Raw genomic sequence first — 2989 nt, 5'->3', positions numbered from 1 at the left:
TGTTACTGCTAATGCATAATGTCCATCAGTTGACGGCATAAGTTGTCCTGATGGTGACGGACAAGCTGTCCACTCGTGACTAAGAAAAAGGGAGAATCAAGATAATTCTCCCTGGATGACTCGTTTGACCATATGATCGTCGATGATGCGATGTTTGTTTTGCGAACCGTAGATAAGAGCGTGTGTACATACTTTGTTGATCAATCTGGCAGCGCCGCTCGAAAAGCGGAAGATATCATCGATCGCACCTTCGGTGAAGATGTCGTGATCAGCTCCGGCAAACGTCATGTGACGGCGAATGTAATCCCCCGTCTGAGCCCGATCGTAATGCGGAAGCTTACACTGCAGGTCGATCCGCTGCCGAATAGCCGCGTATGCCTGTAGATTCAAGCGATCCCAAAGCTCGCTTTGCCCCACCAGGATTAGCGCCATAGGACTCTGCGCATCCATTTTGAAGTTGAGCAGAAAGCGTACTTCTTCTAGCATCTCGCGATCCAGCAAATGGGCCTCGTCGACAACGACAACAGGCTGTAACCGGTGAATGCCTCGCATAAGCTCGATCTCCCGATGCAACTGACGCTTGGCATCGCCACGGTAGAACTTCGATTCGCAGCCAAGCTGCTCGAGTAATCCCTTGTAGAAATGCCGCGGAGTCAGCTTCGAATCTGACAAGTAGAGCACCTTGTACTTGGCTGGATCGAGCACTTCGGTGAATCGGCGGATCGTCGTCGTCTTGCCCGTACCGCAATCGCCCGTTACAACGGCGAACCACTGCCGGTGAGCGGCGTACTCAAGACGGCCGAGCGTCTCCTCAAGAATGACCGACTCATGGAGCTCGCTCGTCGGTACATCCCGCGAAAACGGTGAGCGTCCAAGACCATAGAAAGACTCAAACATGACCGTCCTCCTTGCTCACCCGGCGATAGGCCACAGCGGGTGCCTGCTCTGCCTTGCGATCCCGGTTTCGTTCCTCTGCTGCCGCGAGCAGTCTGGACGTATCTGCCGGAACAGAGCCCAGATGCTCTGGTAGCGAGGGGCGCTTGCCTGCACGCTCTCCGATGACAAGTTCTCGAACGCGCCACGGCGCATGACCTTCATACTCGACCGTAAGCTCCGAGATATCTGCCGGGTCGAACACCACATCCACCGTGCAGCCGATAAATGGCAAGCCGACCTCGTATTTGCGATCCATGAAGCTCATACAGCCGGACTTGTCTACTTTGCGCGTCTCGCAGTGCAGGAAGGCACTGGCAAGCACATCCGGATCCACGAACCGAAGCGCCTTTTTGTCACTGCGGTAGGCAGTCTCCGGACTTCGCTTGTTCTCGAGCGCGGAATGCGGCTTGCTTTGGTAGCATTCGGACAGCCAGACCTGAAACAGTTCGTTCAGCCGCTCGAGCGTCTTCGGTTTCTCGAGCGCGGCCTCGCTGAGGAAGGCGTCGACGACACGGTTGAACCGCTCGACTTTGCCGGTTGATTCCGGCGAGTAGGGTTTGGCAAAGAGCAGCCGAATACCGAGTTTGGAGCACGCGCGCGTCATCCATTTGGTTCGGTATTGCTTGCCGTTGTCGAAGTAAACCGACTCGGGCACACCGAACTTCTGAATGGCCCTACGAAAGCAATCCTCTACAATGGTCTTGTCCATGACTGGATAAAACTCGCCATGGAGCACAAACCGCGTTGCGTCGTCGATGAACGTGACGAGGAATACTTGTTTCATAGCGCCGCCAGGGCCAATGGGCAAATATGGACCGTATTTCAGATCCGAATGCCAGAGACGATTGCGATGACGTTGCTGGAACCTGCGAGCGGCGACTCCGGATTCGGCGTACATGCGCATATGACGCGTGCTGTAACCGCGCTGGGCCAACCTTTCCTGAAGGGTACTGCGCTTGATCTCACCGGGACTGATGCGACCTTCCCATTCGAGAATCTGAATGAGCTGCGCAACGCTTCGCCCCGGCACCTCACGGCGAAGCAGGATGGCCTGCTCCAGTACTTCCGGCGGGATCGTCGTTTCTGAGGGCAGACGTCCCTTGCTTTTGGGCTTTAGTCCGCCGAAGCCTTCTTTACGATACTTGGCCAAGTGCCGGCGAAGCGTCCGTTCGGAGAGTCCGGTCTGTTCACAAATCCTCGCTTTAAGTTCTCGAGCCTTGGCAGGGTCAAGCCCTTCTGCCAACAGCGGTGACAAAAGCTGCACACGTTCTGTAGCGATGGCCTCGGCTTTCTTTTGATCTTTCATTTATCTTGCACCTCGCTTGGTAGACTTCGAGAAGAGTCTACCGCAAGAGCTGGGTGGACAAGAATGCGAAACGGGTATGTACCCACAAATTTGAATTGACGATGGGACGGACAATTCGTGCTAGCCAGCCCGAAGCATCTCCGACGTAGTGTCCGATTCGTTGATGTGCAGACTGCGAAGATACGGACGGATTCTCCACAGGGTCCTGATGAAGGCGAATTGCGATCGATGTTAGGCACCCAAGCAAATACGTACTCATTCCTTTAAACCAGTTCTTCCAGCGCCGTAGGGTAGCGTCGTCTGCTGCTACAACGGATGGCCTTTCCGGCTCCGAAACGACTTGCTCGATACATGCGGATTCATAGCGTTTATATGGCACTACACAATCTGGAAGCTCATGATGGATGCTCCGGCACCCGGAACAACGTAACCGGCGGACTACCAGCACACGGCTTTCCCCGCTCTCACTCGTAAGTTTCCGCTTCCGGCTTCCAATGACTTTCAACTCTTTCCCGCAACAGGGGGAAGGAACCACTTCTGCACACCGAACAAAAAACGCCGGATGACTTCTCAACCAGCTCATATTTTGATACAATGACCATGTTGAGTTGGGGATGCATCCCGTGAACCTGTTGGCGCAGGCTCACATCCATGGGAAGCATCCTTTTCCTTTTCTGTGATACGGTCATTATATTCAGCAATTCTCGGACAGGCAATCCCGTCAGCAATTGGGCATTATCTTTCAGC

The 2989-nt window shown here is 54.3% G+C and carries 4 protein-coding genes; all 4 read right to left on the bottom strand.

Annotation, left to right across the window (positions count from 1 at the left end; all coding sequences use genetic code 11):
• Positions 1 to 96: 96 nt before the first annotated feature.
• The gene (locus tag N0M98_RS33470; RefSeq protein WP_259620493.1) at positions 97 to 897 is read right to left on the bottom strand and encodes an ExeA family protein; all 801 of its coding nucleotides are present in this window, start codon (positions 895 to 897) and stop codon (positions 97 to 99) included.
• Positions 890 to 2242, bottom strand: coding sequence for a DDE-type integrase/transposase/recombinase (locus tag N0M98_RS33465; RefSeq protein ID WP_259620492.1), 1353 nt, complete (start codon positions 2240 to 2242; stop codon positions 890 to 892). The genes N0M98_RS33470 and N0M98_RS33465 overlap by 8 nt, the downstream gene beginning before the upstream one ends.
• A 37-nt stretch (positions 2243 to 2279) precedes the next feature.
• On the bottom strand, positions 2280 to 2825 hold the full coding sequence (locus N0M98_RS33460) for a DUF6431 domain-containing protein (RefSeq protein WP_259620494.1): 546 nt from the start codon (positions 2823 to 2825) through the stop codon (positions 2280 to 2282).
• On the bottom strand, positions 2707 to 2989 hold a 283-nt coding region (locus N0M98_RS33455), incomplete at its 5' end, for a hypothetical protein (RefSeq protein ID WP_259620495.1). The genes N0M98_RS33460 and N0M98_RS33455, both read right to left, overlap by 119 nt.

Source organism: Paenibacillus doosanensis (genome assembly GCF_025060755.1).
GTDB lineage: Bacteria > Bacillota > Bacilli > Paenibacillales > NBRC-103111 > Paenibacillus_S > Paenibacillus_S doosanensis.
Note: the sequence above shows the minus strand (reverse complement) of the source record. Positions and strands in the feature narration are given on the sequence as shown.